Here is a 17,745-nt window from a genome sequence, read left to right as displayed (position 1 = left end):
CGCCTCTTGGCCACAATCCGTCTCGTTACAGTGGCTTCGCCGAAATTGTAGCGCGACAAAGCCCTCGCCAATCCGTCGCTCTCTGGGCGGATAAGCACAAGTATATGACGACAAATATCGTTAGATTACTACAGACTTAGACTGATCGAGAATTTGGTGTGTGGACGTCACCAGATAGGAGATCGTCAGGATGGCAATCGCAATTTTTCGCAATATTTCTATTGCGACTCTATTCGCATTTTCATCGGCGGGCAGCATTGTCTATGCCGAGGATAATGTAAGCTGGCGGGACATCGATTTCGGGTCCTGCCCGCTGAACGCCAATCTGCGCGTCGCCGATGGCGGCAGCACGAACGGCTATATGGCGTTACAGGGCTGTGCGGCGCGGATCGTCGTCGCTCCGCGCGCGCCGATCAGCACGACGCCCGACGTGGCGCGCATCATCGGTGTCAAGGAAGACAAGCCCAAGAAGCCGGAGCGCCGCCGCGGCAAGACCGCGCTGGCCGAACCGCCGCCGGGCACGCGCCGGGTCAGTGCCATGCTGGATCGTCCGGTCAAGATTGCCGGCTTCATGCCGGATTTCGACTCGCATATCCAGGCGACCGCCGCCGCCCACCGCATCGACCCACTGTTCCTGCACGCAATCATCGGCACCGAATCGACCTATCGCGCCAGCGCACTGTCGCATGCCGGCGCGCGGGGGTTGATGCAGATCATGCCGGGTACCGGCGCCCGCTTCGGTGTTGCGCAGGACGCGCTCTATGATCCGGCCATCAATATCGAAACCGGCGCGCGGCTGCTGAAATCGCTGCAGAAGCGCTACGGCAAGGATTTCGACCTGATCCTGGCCGCCTATAATGCAGGTGAAGGCGCGGTGGCACGCTATGGCAACCAGATCCCCCCCTATCGCGAAACGCAGGATTATGTCGTCAAGGTGATGGCGCGCTATGCCGCGCTGCGCAGCGGAGCGACGCGCTGATGGCCGCCAGCCTGATTTCCCGCCTGCCGCGCGGCGCGGTGCGCCCGGCCGACCTGATGCTGATCGTCGCCGTGGTGGCGATCGTCGCGCTGTTGATCCTGCCGTTGCCGGCAATCATGATCGACATGCTGGTCGCGACCAATATCGCCATCGGCCTGCTGCTGCTGCTTTCCACGCTGCACATCACCAAGCCGCTCGATTTCTCCACCTTTCCCACAGTGCTGCTGCTTTCGACGCTGTTTCGCCTGTCGCTTTCGATCGCGACCACGCGCATGATCCTGACGACCGCCGAGGGCGGGCACATCATCCAGCAGTTCGGCGAAATGGTCGCCGGCGGCAATCTGATCGTCGGGCTGGTCGTCTTCCTGATCATCACGGTGGTGCAGTTCATCGTCATTTCCAAGGGCGCCGAGCGCGTCGCCGAAGTGGCGGCGCGGTTCAGCCTGGACGCGATGCCCGGCAAGCAATTGTCGATCGACAGCGACCTGCGGTCCGGGCTGATCGGCAAAGACGAAGCGCGTGAGCGGCGGCGGACGCTGGAGCTGGAAAGCAAGCTGCACGGCAGCCTGGACGGCGCGATGAAGTTTGTGAAGGGCGACGCCATCGCCTCCATCGTCATCGTGCTGATCAACCTAGTCGGGGGCCTGGCCGTCGGCGTCTTTTCCCACGGGATGGAAGCGGGCGAGGCGATGCAGGTCTTTTCGATCCTGACCATCGGCGACGGCCTTGTCGCACAGATCCCGGCGCTGTTCAGCGCCATGGCGGCGGGCCTGCTGGTTACCCGCACGACGGACGAAAGCCGTGACGGGAGCCTGGGCCCGGCGATCGTGCAGCAGATCGGCAGCAAGCCCAAGGTGCTGGCGCCCGCCGCGATCCTGTGCCTGTTGATGGCGCTGATCCCCGGCTTTCCCGCTGCGGTCTTCATCGGCATCGCCTTTGCGCTGGGCAGCGCGGCGGCGTGGCAGCATCCGGTGTTGCACGCCTGGATCATGGGCAAGGCAGCGCGGTTCGACAAAGGCGAGAAGCCGCTGCCGCAAACGCTGGCGGCACAGCCCGAAGCGCCGCGCCCGGTGCGGCCGCTGGTGCTGGAGATCGCCGCGCCAGCGCTCGACGCGGCGCAGGCCGAACGGCTGCGCGCCCGTTTCGTGCTGGTGATCGAAGCCGTGCAGGCGCGGCTGGGGCTGCCGATGCCGGCGGGCGAAGTCACGACCCGGCTGCTGCCCGAGGGGGAGCGGCCGCGCTGGACGCTGAGCGCCTATGAGGCGCCGGTCGGATCGGGCGAAGTGGACGGGCCGTTCGAAGAGGCGATCGCGCCGGCGATCGAGGCGCTGCTGCGGCGCAATGCCGCCCGTTTCCTGGGGCTTCAGGAAACCACTACCATGCTCAACCGCATGGGCGCCGACTATCCCGACCTGGTCAAGGAAGTCGTGCGCGCCGTGTCATCCCCGCGCATCGCCGAAGTGCTGCGCCTGCTTGCCGAAGAGGAGGTCTGTTTGCGGAATCTGCGCGACGTGTTGGAAGCCATCGCCGAAATCGGTCAATCGGAACGCAATGCGGTACCGATCGCGGACCGCACGCGGGTGGCGCTGCGCCGCTATATCGCCGCACCCCATATGGCGGATGGCCGTTTCCCCGTACTGGTCGTGGGCGGCCGGCTGGAGCGTTTCTTCCGCGACAATCTACAGACGGTGGAGGGCGTCGCGCACCTCGCCATGCCGCCTGACCAAGCGCGCACGCTGATCGGCATGATCCGCAGCGAAACCGCCAAATGCGGTGCGCGCGCGATCATCACCGCCTATGATCTGCGCCGGCCGCTGCGGCAGTTGACCGCCGGCGACCTCTTTGGCTTGCCGATCCTGTGCTATAATGAGCTGACGCCCGCGCTGCCGCTGGACGTTGTCGGCACGCTCGACCGGACGCCCGACGCGATCGAGGAACAGGCGCCGATGGAGGCCGCGGCATGAGGGGGATGCTGCGCCTATCCTGTGCGCTCGCGCTGGCCAGCGCCACGCCCGCGCTGCATGCCGCCGAGCCGCCCTTTGGCGACCGCAAGGTCAACATCACCGCGCGCGATCAGCCGGCCCCCGATTTCCTGAACCAGTTCTTTGCCGCATCGGGCCTGCGGGTCGCGGTGAACGGCACGGTGTCTGGCAAGATCAACGGCCGTTTTTCGGGCATGCCCGCCGATATCTGGCGGCAGGTGGCGAGCGCGTTCAACCTGATCGCCTATTATGACGGGTCGGTCGTCACCGTCTACAGCGCCAATGACGTGCAGAGCCGCACGATGAGCGTGGCGACAGGGCGCGCGGCCGACCTGTCGGGCGCGGTCACGCGCGGGCGATTGAGCGACGGCAACAATCGTGTGCGCATCACATCGGCCGAAAGCGTGCTGGCGACCGGCGTGCCCCGTTTTCTGGACCAAGTGCAGCAAATCGCCAGCGCCCAGCCCCGCACAGCCGTGCGCGAGCGGCCGCCGGTCGCCGCGATCGCGCCAGGTCGCGCCCAGCCGCTGACGCCCGGCGGCATCGACCCCTATGAACTACGCGTCTTCTACCTGCGCTACGCCCGCGCCGATGACACCACGCTGCGCACGGGCGATCGCGAAGTGCGCGTGCCCGGCGTCGCCACCATCGTCGCGCGCGTGATGGGCGACGGGCTGCCGATCGGCACTGTTGGCGGCAGCTATGGCGCGCAGCAGGTGCGCCAGTCGGTGCCGCGCCTGATGGGCAAGGGGCTGGACAGCGTCGCGCCCGACGCGTCGCGCTCCACCCCTTATGACAATGACGAGGAGGATTATCTGGGCCTGCCGGGCCAGGAGCCGATCGTGGTCCAGGCCCAGCCCGCGCCGCAGGCCGGCCCGCGCATCACCGTCGATCCTTCGCTCAACGCCGTCATCGTGCGCGACCGCCCCGAAAACATGCCCGCCTATGAGGGGCTGGTGCGGTCGCTGGATGTCGCGCCGCAGATCGTGGAGCTGGAAGCGACGATCATCGACATCAATGTCGATCGGCTGCGCGAGCTGGGCATCAACTGGCGCTTCCGGAGCGGCGACTGGGGCGCGCTGTTCGGCGGCGACATCGTCCGGCGCACGGGCAATCCGCTGACCGACTCGCTGAACACCGGCAGCGTCAATCGCGGCCTGTCGCTGTCGGGCATCATCGGCGCGAACAACGAGTTCATTGCCCGCATCAGCGCGCTGGAGGAAAAGGGCGCGGCAAAGGTGGTGTCGCGACCGCAGCTCGTCACCCTGTCCAATGTCGAGGCGGTGTTCGACCGCACCCGCACCTTTTATGTCCGGGTCGCGGGCGATCGGCAGGTCGACCTGTTCAACGTGACTGCCGGCACGGTGCTGCGCGTCAACCCGCACGTGCTGGTCGATAATGGCCAGCCGCGCATCCGCATGGTCGTCAATGTCGAGGATGGCGCACTGCTCGACGGCACGGTTGACCGCATTCCGGTGGTGGAGCGCGCCAGCGTCAATACCCAGGCGCTGATCGCCGAGGGCGAAAGCCTGTTGCTGGGCGGCCTGACCGTCAATTCCGACATGGACGCGGAAACCGCCATTCCGGTGCTGGGGCAGATCCCGGTGCTGGGCGAATTGTTCAAGTCACGATCGAAGCGCCGACAGCATGTGGAGCGGCTCTTCCTGATTTCCCCGCGCATCAACCGGCTGGACACGCCGACAATGACGTCGCCCATGCCAACCAGGTTCGGCGGGGCGCCCGCGTCCCCGCCTGCGCCCCGTCTGCAGATGGAGACCCTGCAATGACCGCTGCAACGATCCGTGGGATCGACATGCCGCGCGGCACCGCCGTCGCGCACCGCGTGCTCAAACTCCTGTCCGGCCGCCTGTCCGGCAAGGCCTACCCGCTCGACGGGCGCGCGCGCGTCAGCATCGGCCATGGCCTGGCCAATGACGTGGTGCTGCGCGGCGCGGGCACGCGCGACTGCGCGATCGAACTGGAGCTCAACCCCGAAACGGCGCAGCTGCGCGTGCTGCAGGGGCAGGTGGAGTTGCTGGGCCGCACACTGGCAGCGGGCGAGCAGGCGGTGCTGCCGGCCTATCTGCCCTTCCGTCTGGGCGAATATCTGGTCGCGCATGGCGCCCCGGTATCGCCGCGCTGGGACGATGCGAGCAAGATCGCCGATACACCCTGCGGCGTTGCGGTCGGGCCGTTGCAGGCGCCGCGCCTGATCGACCGGATGCTGGACATGGGCCGCGCGCATGTTGGCCGGATCGACCGCAAGATGGCGCGGCTGGCGCTGGGCGCGGGCTGCGCCGGGTTGTTGTGCGTCGCAGCGGCCGAACCGCTGGGAACGCTGGTCGCCGGCCAGAGCGGCGACAAGGCCGCCCTGAGTCGCGCCGTGCGGCAGGCGGGCTTCAGCGGCGTCACGGTCGGCGAAGCGCCGGGCGGCGCGCTCAGCATCGGCGGCGTGGTGCGCGACGAAGAGGAGCTGGCCCGGCTGCGCGCGCTCGCGCCCCAGCATGGCGACGGCGTGATCGTCGATGCCCAGACCGGCCCGCAACTCGCCAGTGCGGCTACCGACATCCTGCAGGGCAAGGGCGTCGCTGCGCGCGTCAGCCCGGCCCAGCCCGGCGCGCTGGTCGTGCGCGCGGGCTATATGCCCGCCGACCGGCAGGCCCAGATTAGGGCCGACCTGCGCAAAGACCTGCCCGCCGTGCGGCAGGTGGGATTCCGCGTGGACGACAGCCTGGACGCGAGCCCGCTGCAATCTTTCTTCACCCAGAGCGGCGCGGGGCTGGCGACGATCGTCGCCGATCCCGCCCATATCGTGACCGCCGACGGGTCGCACTGGTTTCCGGGCGCCACCCTGCCCACCGGACATCATCTGGTGTCCGTCGCCCCCAATGCCGTCACCTTCGAGAAGGACGGCCGGATGGAACGCATCACCCCCTGAAGACGCACATAAGGAGATTTGACATGACCGACAGCATTTCCCGCGCCGACATGGCGACCTTGGCCAATACGCCGCTGACCGGCGCGCGCATGCGCCAGGACGACGCGCCCGGCAACTGGTTCGAAGCCTTTGCCTCCGCCTGGGGCAAGGCGCTCGACCGCCAGGCCGCGACGATCGAACAGAAATCCGACCTGATCGCCAATGAAGGCGGCGATAACCCCTCGCAGATCACCATGCTGACCGCCGAGGCGATGAAGATGAGCTTCCTGTCGAACAGCTCGCACAGTTCGATTGACAGCGTGTCCAAGGCGCTCGAAACCATGGCGCGCAAGCAATGATGGTCGATCCCGTCACCGCGCAGGCGGCGATCCCCGCCCGGCAGGTGGAGCTGGCCCCGGCCATGCCCCAGCAGGCCGGGCAGGACGCGGCGGCCGATTTTGCGGCGTCGCTCAAGGTCGCGGCGACCGAGCATATCGGCGGCACCGACATGTCGCCGGCGCTGCGCGGCATGCTGGGCACGCTGGACAAGGTGAATGGCGAAGCCAAGTCGGTCGCCGACTATGCCCGGTCGGTGGAAGGCACGGGCGGCGAACTGACGCCGGGCGAGGTCGTCCAGCTGACGATGCGCTGCCAGGAATTCATGTTCCATTGCCAGCTGACGTCCAACATCGCCAATCGCAGCTCGGAAGGCGTGCAGCAGCTGTTCCGCCAGCAGGGCTGAAACTGAGAGGAGAGAGACGGTGATCCCCAGAATCGGAAGGTCGGGCCTGGCCTTGGTCGCCGCGCTGGCGCTGGCCGGGTGCGGCAGCCAGGAAATCTACGGTCAATTGAAGGAGGGTCAGGCCAACGACATGATCGCGGCGCTGCGCGACGCGCATATCGATGCCGCCAAATCAGCGGACAAGGACGGCCAGTGGGCCGTCGCCGTCAGCCCCGACGATTTTTCCAAGGCGATCCAGCTGCTGCGGGCCAAGGGCCTGCCGCGCGAGGATTTCGCCAATCTGGGGTCGCTGTTCGAGAAGAAGGGGCTCGTCTCCTCACCCGTGGAGGAACGGGCGCGGCTGATCTACGGGTTGAGCCAGGAACTGAGCCACACCGTGAGCGAGATTGACGGCGTCGTCCAGGCGCGCGTCCATCTCGCTATGCCGGAAGCCGACCCCCTGTCCGACAAGGTCAAGCCCGCATCGGCCGCCATCTTCGTCAAATATCAGCCCGGCTATGACCTGCGCAGCCAGACCGGGGCGATTAAGTCGCTGGTGACCAACAGCATCGAAGGACTGGCCTATGACAAGGTGTCGGTGGTGATGGTGCCAAGCCAAGCCGCGCCGCCGCCCGAGCAGTCGATGCTGGTAGCGAGCTTCGACAGCTGGGCAAGCCGCTTGCTGCTGGCGCTGGCCGGGCTGGGCGGGCTCGCCACCCTGTTCTGGCGTCGGCGGCGCCCCGGCGCGGTCCCCGCACGGGTCGAGAGCGAGCAGGCATGAGCAGCGGTTCGGCGGCGCGGCGCGAACTGGCGCAGGTGGCGCGTCATGGCGGCTGGCCGATGACCCGTGGCGCGCGCTTTGGTCGCCCGGCGCGACCGGATTTTGCGACGTTGCGCGCGCTGCCGCGATGGCCGGCTCTGGCCCCCGCGCGGCAGCAGCGAGTCGCGACGGTCGCGCTGCTGATCGGCGCGCAGTCGGCGCTGGGGCGACTGATCGACGGCGCGCGCCTGCGCGGCTACGCCATGCTGGTGGGCGCGCCGGTACTGGAACGGCTGTGGATGCTGGAAGATGGCGGTCGCGATCCACTGCCCCCAATTGAGGTGCTGCCTCATGCAGCCGAGCGCTTGCTGCGCGGGGCGGCCACGGACGCCGAGGCGCGCCAACGCTTGGGCCAGGCCGAAGCGCTTCTCAAGGAACTGGACGCATGGCCTTTCACCTGATCCACGCCGATGGGCGCAGCCTGCTAGCGAGCGACAAGCCGCTGCTGCGCGACCAGGAGCGCGCGCCGATTACCGAGGCCGTCGCGCTGCTGGACGCAGTGCGCGGCTGGCATGACAGGCAGGCACAGGCCCTGGCCGAGGCGCGCGAGGCGGCGGCTGCGGAGGGCCGGCGCACCGGTGAAGAGGAGGGCCGCGCTGCCTTTGCCGAGGCGATCGTCGCGCTGACCGAGGAGGCGCAGGCCGATGCCGCCCGCCGCGACGAGGATGTCGCCGCATTTGCTTTGGCGGCGCTGCGCCAGATGGTCGGCGCGCTGCCCGCAGAGGATAAAATGGCCGGCATCGCTCGCCGCGCCGTCGAGGCGCTGGGGTCGCGCGGACCGATATTGGTCGAAGTGTCCGCCGCGATGCAGCCGCATATCGAGCGCGCATTCGCCGACCGGCCGTCATCGGTCGAACTGGCGGTGCGGCCGCGCGAAGGCCTAACCGACGACCAGTGCCGGCTAACGGCCCCGGATGGTCGGATCGTCGCCGATGTGGGCGTACAGATACAATCCTTCGCCGCGCGCTGGGAGGTGGCCGATGCGCTCTGACACCCGCCTGTCCGCCCTGTTCGACACGCTGGAGGCCGGGCCGGGCTTCGAGCAGCGTGGCAAGGTACGCGGCGCGATCGGCACGGCGATCCGCGTGAGCGGCGTCACCGTGCGCATCGGCGACATTTGCGAGTTGGCGAGCCCGGCGGGCCGCCATTCGCTGCTGGCTGAGGTGGTCGGCCTGTCCGAACATGAAGCGATCCTGTCGCCGATGGGAGACCTGCGCGGCCTGTCGGGCGAAACCGAAGTGATGGTGCGCGTGGGCGAGGACCGCGTGCCGGTGTCGGGCGCGCTGCTGGGCCGGGTGCTGGACGCGCGGCTGCAACCGCTCGACGGGCTGCCGCCGGTCGAAACGCCGGCCAGCCAGCCCCTCTATGCCGCCGCGCCCAATCCAATGGAGCGCCAGCGGATCGACAGGCAGGTGGAAACGGGCGTGCGCGCGATCGACGGGCTGCTGCCGCTGGGACGCGGGCAAAGGATCGGCGTGTTTGCCGCGGCAGGCGGCGGCAAGAGTACCTTGCTCGGCACGCTGGCGCGGCAAGCCCAGGCCGACGTTATCGTCATCGCCCTGATCGGCGAGCGCGGTCGTGAGGTGCGCGAATTCATCGAGGACAATCTGGGCAGCGAGGGACTGGCGCGATCGGTGGTGATTGCATCGACATCCGACCGCCCGGCGCTGGAGCGCGCGCGCGCCGCCCATGCTGCCACCGCCATCGCCGAGGGCTTTCGCGCCGAGGGCAAGCATGTCCTGCTGCTCATGGATTCAGTGACCCGCTTCGCCCGCGCCCTGCGCGAGATCGGTCTGGCGTCGGGCGAGCCGCCGGTGCGGCGCGGCTTTCCCCCTTCGGTCTTCGCCGAACTGCCGCGCCTGTTTGAACGGGCCGGATGCGACGCCCGCGGCGAAATCACCGGCATCTACACGGTGCTGCTGGAGGAGGAGGAGGATGACCCGGTCGGCGAGGAAGTGCGATCACTGCTCGACGGCCATGTCATCCTGTCACGCAAGCTGGCGGCGCGCGGCCATTATCCTGCGATCGACATATTGGTGAGCCAGAGCCGGCTGATGGGACAATTGATGGAGGAAGGCGAGCGCCGCGCCGCCCTGTCCTTTCGCGCGATGCTCGCCAAGCTCGACGAGATCGAGCTGCTGCTGCAGGTCGGCGACTATAAGCCGGGGCAGGACGCATTGGCCGACCGCGCCATCGCGCGGCGCGACGAACTGGACGGCTTCCTGCGGCAATCGACTCATGAAACGGCGTCCTTGCCGATGACACGCGCCATCCTGAGAGGATTTGAATGATGAGCGACCAGATCGACCAGCTCAAAACCATCGTCCGGCTGCGCAAGCGCGACCTGGAGCGGTGCGCGCACGATGTAGCGGCCGCGCGGCAGGCGATCGTCGCCGCGCAGGTGCAGGAGGAGCAGGCGGCGCGCGCCTGCGCCGACGCGTTGGCGAGCCGGGCGGCGGCGATGACGGAGCGGCTCGGCCAGCCCTGCGACCCGCTGGTCCAGCTGCATTGCCAAGCCGTATCCGCACGAGCGGAGGCATCGCAGCTGCTACGCACCCAGGCCGGCGCGGCGCTGGCGGAGGCGCGTGCGCTGGCCGACCGGCTTAAGCGCGAATGGCTGCGCGCGCAGGCGCGGCATGATGCGATGTTGCAGGAACTGGAGCGCGCGGTGCAGAGCTGGCAGCGCCAGGTCGGCCGCCGCGCCGAGGACGAGGTGCGTCCCGCCCCGATCCCGGCGATGCTGGCATGAGCGCGGCGATCGACTCGACAACGCCGCAGCCGGTGGCACTGCGCACGGGCACAGGGACGCGGGCGGATACGGTCGCCAAGGACGCGGCCGGCTCCGAAGCGGCGGAAAATTTTCGCAACCTGCTGGCGCGCAAGACCAGGAATGGCGGCGGCGAGGGCAAGCCGTTGCGCAAGCAGAAAGCTGCGGACGAAGCGGCGACGCCCCCAGCGCCCGCGCCGGCTCCCGCCATGACGCTGGCGTTGTCGCCGCAGACCCTGGGGGTGGCAAAGCATGGCTCCGCGTCAGGGCCGAGCGATGACAAGGTGAGCCAGGCGCTCGCGCCTCAACTCCAGCGGACGGGCGAGGCGCAGGGCGCGCCAGTGGCGACATCCCCTGCCGGCGCGGCCGTGCAGGATGCAGCGAGCGCGCAAATGTGGGTGCAGCGGATGGATGCAGGAGCCCCGTCATCGGCCTCCACCCACCTCAGTCTGCCGGGCGACCAGTGGCGCGCCGAACATGTGCGGATCGATGCGCAGCAAGGCGGGCTGTCCGTGCTGATCGACCTTGGCGCAGACGCGCAGGACAGGAATGAGGCGCTCAAGGAGCTCGAAGCGCGGCTGCGCGCCCGAGGGCTGGACGCGACGATCCGCGACGGCGGGGCAGCGCTGCGCTAAACGGCCTTCAGACCTCCGCCGCCATCGGCGCCGCATTGGTGCGCACAGGGGCGGCTCGCGTCGGTCCGACCAGACGCTGTCGCTGGGGCCGGTATGCCATCTGGCGCAATACCGCATGCAAAGCCCGATCCCATCGTCCTGACCGGCAGGATAGGCTGTTCCGCAGCAAAAGCCGCGCCATTACTTGCGCCCGATCCGATACGGTCCATTGCGCTCCGTCAGCACCGCCCCCTTCCAGCTCAGCTTGAGCTGGCCCTCGCCAAGCAGCGCGTCAACGGCGGCGTGCACCATCGGCATCGCGTCTCGCCATGGCTCCTCCGATCCAGTCATGGCGCGCGCCACCTCGCTCGGGCATATGGTCGCGTCTGCCGTTCGCTTGGCCAGCAGCGCCAAGACCGTGTGTCGCGCGCTTGCCGTCACTGCTTCCGGCGCCCTTTGCGCGACGACCGCCCCGCAGTCATCGGATCGGGCTTGGCAGGGGGCTTCCAACCCTCCGGTGCCGTCACTTGCTGTCGGTTGGTGCCGAGTCCCATAGCGCCGGGGCGCTGACGCTCGACGCCCGACAGGTCCGCCCTCTCAGCTTCGGTCACTGTGGCACCGCCGCGGATCAGGCTGATCATGTCTCGGACGCGGCTCGCCTGCTCAAAATCCAGGGCACGGACTGCGGCTTCCATTCTGGCTTGCAGGGTCTCGATCGTGTCAGTCATTTCTGCGAAACGCCTGAGAATGGATTTTCTCACCGCCGGCGAGATGATCGCGATCGATTTCGTCGAGCCATCAGCCAAGAACGATATGCAGGTGGTGGGCATGGTGATGAACCGACCGGCGCAATACCCCTATTTTCCTGAGCCGGGCTTACCGGGCAATCCCTCGCTTAAACGACGCGGTGTTCAAAACCCGTCTAAGCCGTCGCTGAACGGCTGTGGGTGCTGCGGGATGAGGGAAAAAGGACAAATGGTGCCCGGGGACGGAGTCGAACCGCCGACACTGCGATTTTCAGTCGCATGCTCTACCAACTGAGCTACCCGGGCACGGGGTTTCGGCGAAGCGTCCGCCGATTGGAGGCGTGCCTATAGGCGTCAATCGAAGGGGCTGTCCAGCCCTTCCTCGCGGTTTTTTTGCTGCATATCGTCGGCAGGAGGACCAGCGACGCGATAGCCTTCGCCCAGCCATTGCAACAGATCCCGATCCCGGCAGGCGGCACTGCAAAAGGGACGGCTTTCTGGCCGAGATGGCGCAGCGCAGACGGGGCAAGTGGCGGGTTTAGGCGACATGGCCACCCGATATGGTCAGGGCCGGATCAGCGCGCAAGCCCACCTCTCCGCCGCGCCGCCGCGCGAGCAGATCGATCCAGTCGGGGCGCTGGCGCAGCAGGTCGATAACGGCGGGCGCAGCGATCAGCGTCGCCGCACCGCCCGTCCCGTGTCGCTCGGCCCGCCGCAGCAAGGCAAGCGCGGCCGTCAATACGACGTTGTCCAGCAGCAATTCCATCAGGTTCGCTCGCTCCCGACGGCGGATGATCTGCAGGAAGCCAAAGCCATTCACCGCCGTCCGCTCGAACGGGAGAGGAAGATATTTGTCGATCTGGGCGGCGGCGATCATCCGCTCGTCCTTGTTGTTCATCGTCGGCAGATCAATGCCGATCGATCCGCTCAATCCCATGCGGCGAATGGTCTGCGCCGCTAGTTTGGCGCCCTTGGGGCCGAGCTGCGCCGGGGGCAAGGACCCATCAACATCGATCAAAAGCATGGCGGGCGTCAGATAGAGGCGCAGGGCAGCCGCTTCGGTGCCCACCTCCCCGCTCATGGCCTCCTCCATCAATTCGCTCCAGCCATGCGCTTCCAGACGGTCCTCTTCATGCGCCGGGCATGGCACGACAGGGACGCCGGTCGCGCGAATGCGCTGGAGGAGGCTGGGGCCGGGGTGCGGTTTGACGCCGGGCGGCGCAACGCGGGCCTTGGCGCGTTTGGGCCGCCCCTCCTCGGCAATCGCCTCGCGCAGGATTTCGACCAGCACAGTGGCGCCTTCGGCCAAGCGCGGCGGAATCGGCTCCAGCAGCGCTTCCTCACCCGACAGCAGCCGCACGACTCCGCGCTTCTTCGGAATCAGCGTGGCGATCAGCCGCCCCTGCACCACCGCCCCCGCGCGCGCCGCCTCGGTTTCCCGCTCGACCAGCGCCTCGACCAGCCGACCATGCTCGATCAGCCCGGCCCGCGCTTCGCCAATTCCTTCTTCATAAAGCCATTCGGCCATTGTCTGTCCTAGTCGAGAGAATAGCCCGCGGCTTTCAGCAGCGCGCGGGTTTCATAAAGCGGCAGGCCCATGATTGCGCTATGGCTACCCTGGATCGCGCGGATCAGTCCAGCGGCCCGCCCCTGGATCGCATAGCCGCCCGCCTTGCCCCGCCATTCATCACTGGCGATATACGCATCGATCTCGGAGCGGTCCAAGGGCTTGAACGTCACGATATTGGTCGACAGGCGATGGCGCGCCACGCCCTTGCCATCGATCAGCGTTATGGCGCTGAACACGCGATGCCGCCGCCCCGAAAGCAGGCTGAGGCATGCGCGCGCCTCATCTTCCGCCTCGGCCTTGGGCAGGATGCGTCGCCCCGCCGCCACGACCGTGTCGCCCGACAAGACAAGCGCGCCAGCATGGCGACCAGCGACCAAAGCGCCTTTTTCGGCCGCCACGCGCGCAGCATAGACCGAAGGCAATTCCGCCTTATGAGGGGTTTCGTCGATATCGGCAGGGTCCACCGCATCAGGGACAACGCCGATTTGCCCCAGAAGGTCACGCCGTCTGGGGGAAGCCGAAGCAAGGATGAGCCGCATCGTGTCTGCGGCTTATTTGAAGCGGTAGGTGATCCGACCCTTGGTCAGGTCGTAGGGTGTGAGTTCGACGAGCACTTCGTCACCCACGAGCACGCGGATGCGGTTCTTGCGCATCTTGCCGGCCGTGTGGCCGAGAATTTCGTGATCATTTTCCAGCCGCACGCGGAACATGGCGTTGGGGAGAAGCTCCACAACCTGTCCGCGCATTTCAAGCAGTTCTTCTTTGGCCATAATATCCCGGATATGCGAAAAATCGCGCCGCCATAGCGTTAAACGGTGCAAAATGAAAGTCAGGCGTGCAAACCGAATTTTTCGCCAGCCGCATGCAGGGCCGCGAAGATCCTATCGAGCTGTTGAGCATCGAGACAATATGGCGGCATCAGGTAAATGGTGTTGCCCAGCGGCCGAAGCAAGAGGCCGCGGTCCTGAAAGAATAGGCGCAGGCGGGGCGCCAGATCCGACAGATATCCCGCATCCGGCGTCACCAGGTCGATCGCGACGATCGTGCCCGCCTGACGCGGATTGGCAAAGGCGGGACTGCACGCAAGGGTCGCGAGTCGATCGGCCATGGTTTGCGCTAACTGCTTGATCCGCCCCAGCACATCCTCCTCGCGCCAGATCGCCAGATTGGCGACCGCTGCGGCGCAGGCGATCGGGTTGGCGGTGTAGCTCGACGAATGGTAGAACAGCCGCGCGCGATCGGACGATCGGTGCGCCTCGAAAATCGGTGCGGTAGCCAGCGTCGCCGCCAGCGGAATGGCCCCGCCCGTGATTCCCTTCGCCACCGCCATGATGTCCGGAACGACCCCGGCCTGCTCGCAGGCGAAGATCGCGCCGGTCCGCCCCCACCCCGTCATTACTTCGTCAGCGATGAGCAGGACACCGTGGCGACGACAAATGGCCGCCATCTCTCGCAAGACGTCGGCGGAATAAACGAACATGCCGCCTGCCCCCAGGATCAACGGCTCAACGACAAAGCCCGCGGGATGCCGGGCGCAGGCCGCCTCCAGCGCATCCAGGCACGCCTGTTCCCGTCCTGGAGCGGGAAAGGGGATGGTGTCGACATCAAACAGCAGCGGCGTCCAGGCAGCATTGTAGACGCCCCGCTCCCCCACCGACATCGCGCCGATGGTGTCGCCATGATAGCTATGTTCCAGCACGAGGATGCGGCTGCGCGGCTGCGCCAGGCCATCCAGTGCCAGATTATGCCAATAGCCAAGCGCCATCTTGAGCGCGACTTCGACCGCCGTGGAGCCGCTGTCGGAATAGAAGACATGCGCCAGTTTCGGCTGGTTATCCGCACGGGGTGCCAGCGCGATCAGGCCCCGCGCGACCTCTTCCGCCGGTTCGTGAGTATAGCCGGCGAAGATCAGTTGATCGAGCGTTCCGGCCTGCTGCGCGATGGCTGCGGCGATGCGGGGATGGCAATGACCGTGCGTCGTCACCCACCAGCTGGAAATGGCGTCGATCAAAGTCGAACCATCCGCCAGATGCAGCAGCGCCCCTTCGGCGCGAACTACATGGGGGATGGCTTCGTTGAGGCCATGCTGGAAAAAGGGGTGCCAGACAGGAGAGGTCATGGACGCCCCTTAATCCAAGGTCCGGATAAAGACTATTGCGACTTGGGCGCAGCTTTGGCCGCAGGGTCGGCGGCGTTGGGCGCGACCGGCGGCGGGACCATCACCGTTGGCAGGGCGACCGTCACGTCCACGCGGCGGTTCTTCGCCTGACCTTCAGGATCGTCGCTGCCGTCCTCCCGAACATTGGGCGCAACCGGCCGGCCTTCGCCAATGGCGATGAGGGTGATGCGGTCCTTGGCCACGCCCTTCTCGACCAGATAATCGCGCACCAGTTCCGCCCGCTTGGCTGAGGCGACCTTGTTATCGCCATCGGCCCCGCGCGAATCGCTATGGCCACGCAAGGTTATGGGTCCGCCCGCCTTCATCGCAGGCGTGACGATCAACGCGTCAAGCGCCTGCCGGGCCGCGTCATCCAACTTCATCGGCGTTTCGCCAAAGCCGATCACAGCCTGTGCCGGCTCGATCTTGGGCGGCTCTTCGGGCTCGGCCACTTCGGGACGCAGGATGGATCGCTGCGGTTCTGCGGCGTTGGCGCTTTCATTGGCACCCGCCATCACCGAAACCGCATTGTCGGCATCGTCGACCGCAACATTGGTCCCATTGGCCGGATCATTCGCCTCGGGCGGCTGACAGGCACATAATGCGCCCAGCAGCAGGAGGGCTGGAGCCAGTTTCGTCATTCATCCTCTCCTTTCGGCTTCGGCTTGGACGGCGGCACATAGGTCAGAATGGTGTCGCCCGGTTGCGGCGTCGGCCGTGACGCATGGGTGAAGAAGCGCAGCGCGCCGCTTTTCCGCAGCAGCAGCAGCATGTCACCGCCTTCGGACAAGGACGCTTTCGCCGCATCGAAATCGAACTGCTCGCTGATGCGCGTCTTGCGGAAGGTCCAGCCCTGCTCCTCGCGCTGGATGATGTCCTCCACGCCATGCCCGGCGGAAAACAGCGCACGGCCGCGCAGCGATTCGGGCAAGGCGCGCGGGTCCTCGTCATTGCTCGCGTCGCCCAGTTGATACACATTGTCCCGGCCGATCTCAGGCGCGAACTCGGTACAGACAAGCGCGTTATAGGCTTCATTGTCAGTCGTCGCGGCCAGCACCTGGAACTGGGCGAGGTCCAGCCGTTCGTCGGTCGCCTCCGACAATATCTCGCCATGATAGGTCGGAATGCCGGCGTGACGCGCGGGGGACAGACGCTGCCAGCTATTGTCCGCGATCGTCACCGGCACCTCCAGCTGCCGCAACTGCGTCGCCAATTCCAAGCTGAACGGTGTTGCGCCGACGATCAGCAGGCCGCGCTCGGCCGCGCCCGTCACCTTGAGCAATCGCGCCACCGGGCGGATCGAAAAGCCGTGGAACAGGATCGTCGCTACCACCACCGCAAAGGACAGGGTCACCAGGATCGACCCGTCACTATAGCCCAACCGGTCCAGCCGCAGCGCGAACAAGCCGGAAATGGCAACCGCCACGATACCGCGCGGCGCGATCCACGCCACCAACAACCGCTCGTTCCAGGGCACCTTGGTAAAGGCCAGGCTGATCAGCACCGTCGCAGGTCGCACCAAGAACATCAGCACCAACAAGAAGGCCAGAAAACGCCATTCGAACTGGCGCAGCGCCTCGAAATCCAAGGAGGCGGACAGGATGACGAACACGCCCGATATGAGCAGGACGGTGACATTTTCTTTGAACGGCTGAATATCGCGCAGCGAATCGAGCCGCATATTGGCCAGCGCCACGCCCATCACCGTAACTGCCAGCAGTCCGGTTTCCTGCTGGATTGCGTTGGACAGGACAAACACGCCAATCACCGCGACCAGCAGAACAGGCGCCTTTAGATATTCAGGCACATGGCCACGCGGGAATGCCCATCCCAAAGCCTTCGCCGCCAGCCAGCCGATCAGGCCCGCAACCACCGCCGCCGCGACGAGCGCAAAGATCACCGAGGCGAGCGAGCCTCCTTCACCTGCGCGCCGCAGATATTCATAGGTCACGACGCCGAGCAGCGCGCCGACCGGATCGTTGACGATCGCTTCCCATTTCAGGATTGCGCGCGGTCGCGCCGCGACGTTGGACTGGCGCAGCAGTGGCAGGACGACCGTCGGCCCTGTCACCACCAAAATGCCGGCAAATAATATGGCGACCGGCCAGACCAGACCCGCGACATAAAAACAGGCGACCGCGCCCAATATCCATCCGATCGGCGCGCCCAACAATACTAGCCGCGTAACCGCGCCATCGGTTTTGCGCAATTCGCGGAAATTGAGGCTCAATCCCCCTTCGAACAGGATCAGCGCGACGGCCACCGACACCATCGGTTCCAGCAGTTCGCCAAACACATGTTCGGGATTGATGAGATGCAGCACCGGCCCGCTGATGACACCGGCCGCCAGCATCAGCGCGATCGCGGGCCAACCAGTGCGCCAGGCAATCCATTGCGCGCCGATGCCGAAAATTCCGATCAGCGCAATGGATAGGGCCTGGTCATGCATGAGGCGGAGCATAGTCAGAGTG

At 66.6% G+C, this 17,745-nt stretch carries 21 protein-coding genes and 1 tRNA gene; 12 read left to right on the top strand and 10 right to left on the bottom strand.

Annotated features, from left to right (window positions below; genetic code table 11):
- Window positions 1-190 precede the first annotated feature (190 nt).
- From LL253_RS05955 to LL253_RS05900, 12 genes are read left to right on the top strand one after another with little or no spacing between them, the layout of a single operon-like run.
- Window positions 191-979, top strand: coding sequence for a lytic transglycosylase domain-containing protein (locus LL253_RS05955; protein WP_228226536.1), 789 nt, complete (start codon window positions 191-193; stop codon window positions 977-979).
- Window positions 979-2,943, top strand: a complete 1,965-nt coding sequence (locus LL253_RS05950; protein WP_228226535.1) for a flagellar biosynthesis protein FlhA — start codon at window positions 979-981, stop codon at window positions 2,941-2,943. Before LL253_RS05955 ends, LL253_RS05950 begins: the two co-directional genes overlap by 1 nt.
- Complete coding sequence (gene sctC / locus LL253_RS05945) at window positions 2,940-4,748, top strand: type III secretion system outer membrane ring subunit SctC (protein WP_228226534.1); 1,809 nt, start codon at window positions 2,940-2,942, stop codon at window positions 4,746-4,748. Before LL253_RS05950 ends, sctC begins: the two co-directional genes overlap by 4 nt.
- On the top strand, window positions 4,745-5,899 hold the full coding sequence (locus tag LL253_RS05940) for a hypothetical protein (protein ID WP_228226533.1): 1,155 nt from the start codon (window positions 4,745-4,747) through the stop codon (window positions 5,897-5,899). Before sctC ends, LL253_RS05940 begins: the two co-directional genes overlap by 4 nt.
- A 23-nt stretch (window positions 5,900-5,922) precedes the next feature.
- Window positions 5,923-6,237, top strand: coding sequence for a hypothetical protein (locus tag LL253_RS05935; protein WP_009823045.1), 315 nt, complete (start codon window positions 5,923-5,925; stop codon window positions 6,235-6,237).
- On the top strand, window positions 6,234-6,620 hold the full coding sequence (locus LL253_RS05930; RefSeq protein WP_009823046.1) for a hypothetical protein: 387 nt from the start codon (window positions 6,234-6,236) through the stop codon (window positions 6,618-6,620). Before LL253_RS05935 ends, LL253_RS05930 begins: the two co-directional genes overlap by 4 nt.
- A 19-nt stretch (window positions 6,621-6,639) precedes the next feature.
- Complete coding sequence (gene sctJ, locus LL253_RS05925) at window positions 6,640-7,380, top strand: type III secretion system inner membrane ring lipoprotein SctJ (protein WP_228226532.1); 741 nt, start codon at window positions 6,640-6,642, stop codon at window positions 7,378-7,380.
- Window positions 7,377-7,820 (top strand): hypothetical protein, encoded by a 444-nt coding sequence (locus LL253_RS05920; protein ID WP_228226531.1) that lies wholly within the window; start codon window positions 7,377-7,379, stop codon window positions 7,818-7,820. The genes sctJ and LL253_RS05920 overlap by 4 nt, the downstream gene beginning before the upstream one ends.
- Entirely contained in the window at window positions 7,805-8,410 is a 606-nt protein-coding gene (locus tag LL253_RS05915; RefSeq protein ID WP_228226530.1) for a FliH/SctL family protein, read from the top strand. Before LL253_RS05920 ends, LL253_RS05915 begins: the two co-directional genes overlap by 16 nt.
- Entirely contained in the window at window positions 8,400-9,710 is a 1,311-nt protein-coding gene (locus LL253_RS05910; protein ID WP_228226529.1) for a FliI/YscN family ATPase, read from the top strand. The genes LL253_RS05915 and LL253_RS05910 overlap by 11 nt, the downstream gene beginning before the upstream one ends.
- Complete coding sequence (locus LL253_RS05905) at window positions 9,710-10,168, top strand: hypothetical protein (RefSeq protein ID WP_009823051.1); 459 nt, start codon at window positions 9,710-9,712, stop codon at window positions 10,166-10,168. Before LL253_RS05910 ends, LL253_RS05905 begins: the two co-directional genes overlap by 1 nt.
- A complete protein-coding gene (locus LL253_RS05900; protein ID WP_228226528.1) occupies window positions 10,165-10,821 on the top strand; it encodes a hypothetical protein in 657 nt (218 codons plus the stop codon). Before LL253_RS05905 ends, LL253_RS05900 begins: the two co-directional genes overlap by 4 nt.
- Before the next feature lie 180 nt (window positions 10,822-11,001).
- Here the strand turns inward: LL253_RS05900 and LL253_RS05895 are convergent, their stop codons facing one another.
- The 10 genes from LL253_RS05895 to LL253_RS05850 all read right to left on the bottom strand — a co-directional run bounded on the left by LL253_RS05895 (window position 11,002) and on the right by LL253_RS05850 (window position 17,735).
- The gene (locus tag LL253_RS05895) at window positions 11,002-11,241 is read right to left on the bottom strand and encodes a DUF3253 domain-containing protein (protein WP_009823053.1); all 240 of its coding nucleotides are present in this window, start codon (window positions 11,239-11,241) and stop codon (window positions 11,002-11,004) included.
- Window positions 11,238-11,630 (bottom strand): UvrB/UvrC motif-containing protein, encoded by a 393-nt coding sequence (locus LL253_RS05890; RefSeq protein WP_009823054.1) that lies wholly within the window; start codon window positions 11,628-11,630, stop codon window positions 11,238-11,240. The genes LL253_RS05895 and LL253_RS05890 overlap by 4 nt, the downstream gene beginning before the upstream one ends.
- A 146-nt stretch (window positions 11,631-11,776) precedes the next feature.
- A tRNA-Phe gene (locus LL253_RS05885) sits at window positions 11,777-11,852 on the bottom strand.
- Between the two features lie 48 nt (window positions 11,853-11,900).
- Window positions 11,901-12,095 (bottom strand): DNA gyrase inhibitor YacG, encoded by a 195-nt coding sequence (locus tag LL253_RS05880; protein WP_228226527.1) that lies wholly within the window; start codon window positions 12,093-12,095, stop codon window positions 11,901-11,903.
- Window positions 12,085-13,074 carry a hypothetical protein gene (locus LL253_RS05875; protein ID WP_009823156.1) on the bottom strand — a complete coding sequence of 330 codons (990 nt, stop codon included), beginning with the start codon at window positions 13,072-13,074 and terminating at the stop codon, window positions 12,085-12,087. Before LL253_RS05875 ends, LL253_RS05880 begins: the two co-directional genes overlap by 11 nt.
- A gap of 8 nt (window positions 13,075-13,082) precedes the next feature.
- Complete coding sequence (locus tag LL253_RS05870) at window positions 13,083-13,655, bottom strand: Maf family protein (protein ID WP_228226526.1); 573 nt, start codon at window positions 13,653-13,655, stop codon at window positions 13,083-13,085.
- A gap of 12 nt (window positions 13,656-13,667) precedes the next feature.
- Window positions 13,668-13,886 carry a translation initiation factor IF-1 gene (infA, locus tag LL253_RS05865; RefSeq protein ID WP_003049127.1) on the bottom strand — a complete coding sequence of 73 codons (219 nt, stop codon included), beginning with the start codon at window positions 13,884-13,886 and terminating at the stop codon, window positions 13,668-13,670.
- A 59-nt stretch (window positions 13,887-13,945) separates the two neighbouring features.
- Window positions 13,946-15,235 (bottom strand): adenosylmethionine--8-amino-7-oxononanoate transaminase, encoded by a 1,290-nt coding sequence (locus tag LL253_RS05860; RefSeq protein WP_228226525.1) that lies wholly within the window; start codon window positions 15,233-15,235, stop codon window positions 13,946-13,948.
- 32 nt (window positions 15,236-15,267) lie between these two features.
- Window positions 15,268-15,915: an OmpA family protein gene (locus tag LL253_RS05855; protein WP_228226524.1), complete on the bottom strand. Its 648-nt coding sequence runs from the start codon at window positions 15,913-15,915 to the stop codon at window positions 15,268-15,270.
- The gene (locus tag LL253_RS05850; RefSeq protein WP_228226523.1) at window positions 15,912-17,735 is read right to left on the bottom strand and encodes a cation:proton antiporter; all 1,824 of its coding nucleotides are present in this window, start codon (window positions 17,733-17,735) and stop codon (window positions 15,912-15,914) included. Before LL253_RS05850 ends, LL253_RS05855 begins: the two co-directional genes overlap by 4 nt.
- Window positions 17,736-17,745: the final 10 nt, after the last annotated feature.

It is taken from the genome of Sphingobium soli (genome assembly GCF_020782245.1).
Lineage (GTDB): Bacteria > Pseudomonadota > Alphaproteobacteria > Sphingomonadales > Sphingomonadaceae > Sphingobium > Sphingobium soli.
This window is presented reverse-complemented; position numbering and strand designations above follow the sequence as displayed.

Excerpts from the sequence above, each read along its gene's own strand:
- LL253_RS05880 (WP_228226527.1), bottom strand. The coding sequence starts at position 12,095 with ATGTCGCCTAAACCCGCCACTTGCCCCGTCTGCGCTGCGCCATCTCGG.
- LL253_RS05860 (WP_228226525.1), bottom strand. The coding sequence starts at position 15,235 with ATGACCTCTCCTGTCTGGCACCCCTTTTTCCAGCATGGCCTCAACGAA.
- LL253_RS05855 (WP_228226524.1), bottom strand. The coding sequence starts at position 15,915 with ATGACGAAACTGGCTCCAGCCCTCCTGCTGCTGGGCGCATTATGTGCC.
- LL253_RS05935 (WP_009823045.1), top strand. The coding sequence starts at position 5,923 with ATGACCGACAGCATTTCCCGCGCCGACATGGCGACCTTGGCCAATACG.
- LL253_RS05900 (WP_228226528.1), top strand. The coding sequence starts at position 10,165 with ATGAGCGCGGCGATCGACTCGACAACGCCGCAGCCGGTGGCACTGCGC.
- LL253_RS05940 (WP_228226533.1), top strand. The coding sequence starts at position 4,745 with ATGACCGCTGCAACGATCCGTGGGATCGACATGCCGCGCGGCACCGCC.
- LL253_RS05905 (WP_009823051.1), top strand. The coding sequence starts at position 9,710 with ATGAGCGACCAGATCGACCAGCTCAAAACCATCGTCCGGCTGCGCAAG.
- LL253_RS05875 (WP_009823156.1), bottom strand. The coding sequence starts at position 13,074 with ATGGCCGAATGGCTTTATGAAGAAGGAATTGGCGAAGCGCGGGCCGGG.
- sctC (WP_228226534.1), top strand. The coding sequence starts at position 2,940 with ATGAGGGGGATGCTGCGCCTATCCTGTGCGCTCGCGCTGGCCAGCGCC.
- LL253_RS05920 (WP_228226531.1), top strand. The coding sequence starts at position 7,377 with ATGAGCAGCGGTTCGGCGGCGCGGCGCGAACTGGCGCAGGTGGCGCGT.
- LL253_RS05950 (WP_228226535.1), top strand. The coding sequence starts at position 979 with ATGGCCGCCAGCCTGATTTCCCGCCTGCCGCGCGGCGCGGTGCGCCCG.
- LL253_RS05890 (WP_009823054.1), bottom strand. The coding sequence starts at position 11,630 with ATGCCCACCACCTGCATATCGTTCTTGGCTGATGGCTCGACGAAATCG.
- LL253_RS05850 (WP_228226523.1), bottom strand. The coding sequence starts at position 17,735 with ATGCTCCGCCTCATGCATGACCAGGCCCTATCCATTGCGCTGATCGGA.
- infA (WP_003049127.1), bottom strand. The coding sequence starts at position 13,886 with ATGGCCAAAGAAGAACTGCTTGAAATGCGCGGACAGGTTGTGGAGCTT.
- LL253_RS05915 (WP_228226530.1), top strand. The coding sequence starts at position 7,805 with ATGGCCTTTCACCTGATCCACGCCGATGGGCGCAGCCTGCTAGCGAGC.
- LL253_RS05955 (WP_228226536.1), top strand. The coding sequence starts at position 191 with ATGGCAATCGCAATTTTTCGCAATATTTCTATTGCGACTCTATTCGCA.
- LL253_RS05870 (WP_228226526.1), bottom strand. The coding sequence starts at position 13,655 with ATGCGGCTCATCCTTGCTTCGGCTTCCCCCAGACGGCGTGACCTTCTG.
- LL253_RS05910 (WP_228226529.1), top strand. The coding sequence starts at position 8,400 with ATGCGCTCTGACACCCGCCTGTCCGCCCTGTTCGACACGCTGGAGGCC.
- LL253_RS05930 (WP_009823046.1), top strand. The coding sequence starts at position 6,234 with ATGATGGTCGATCCCGTCACCGCGCAGGCGGCGATCCCCGCCCGGCAG.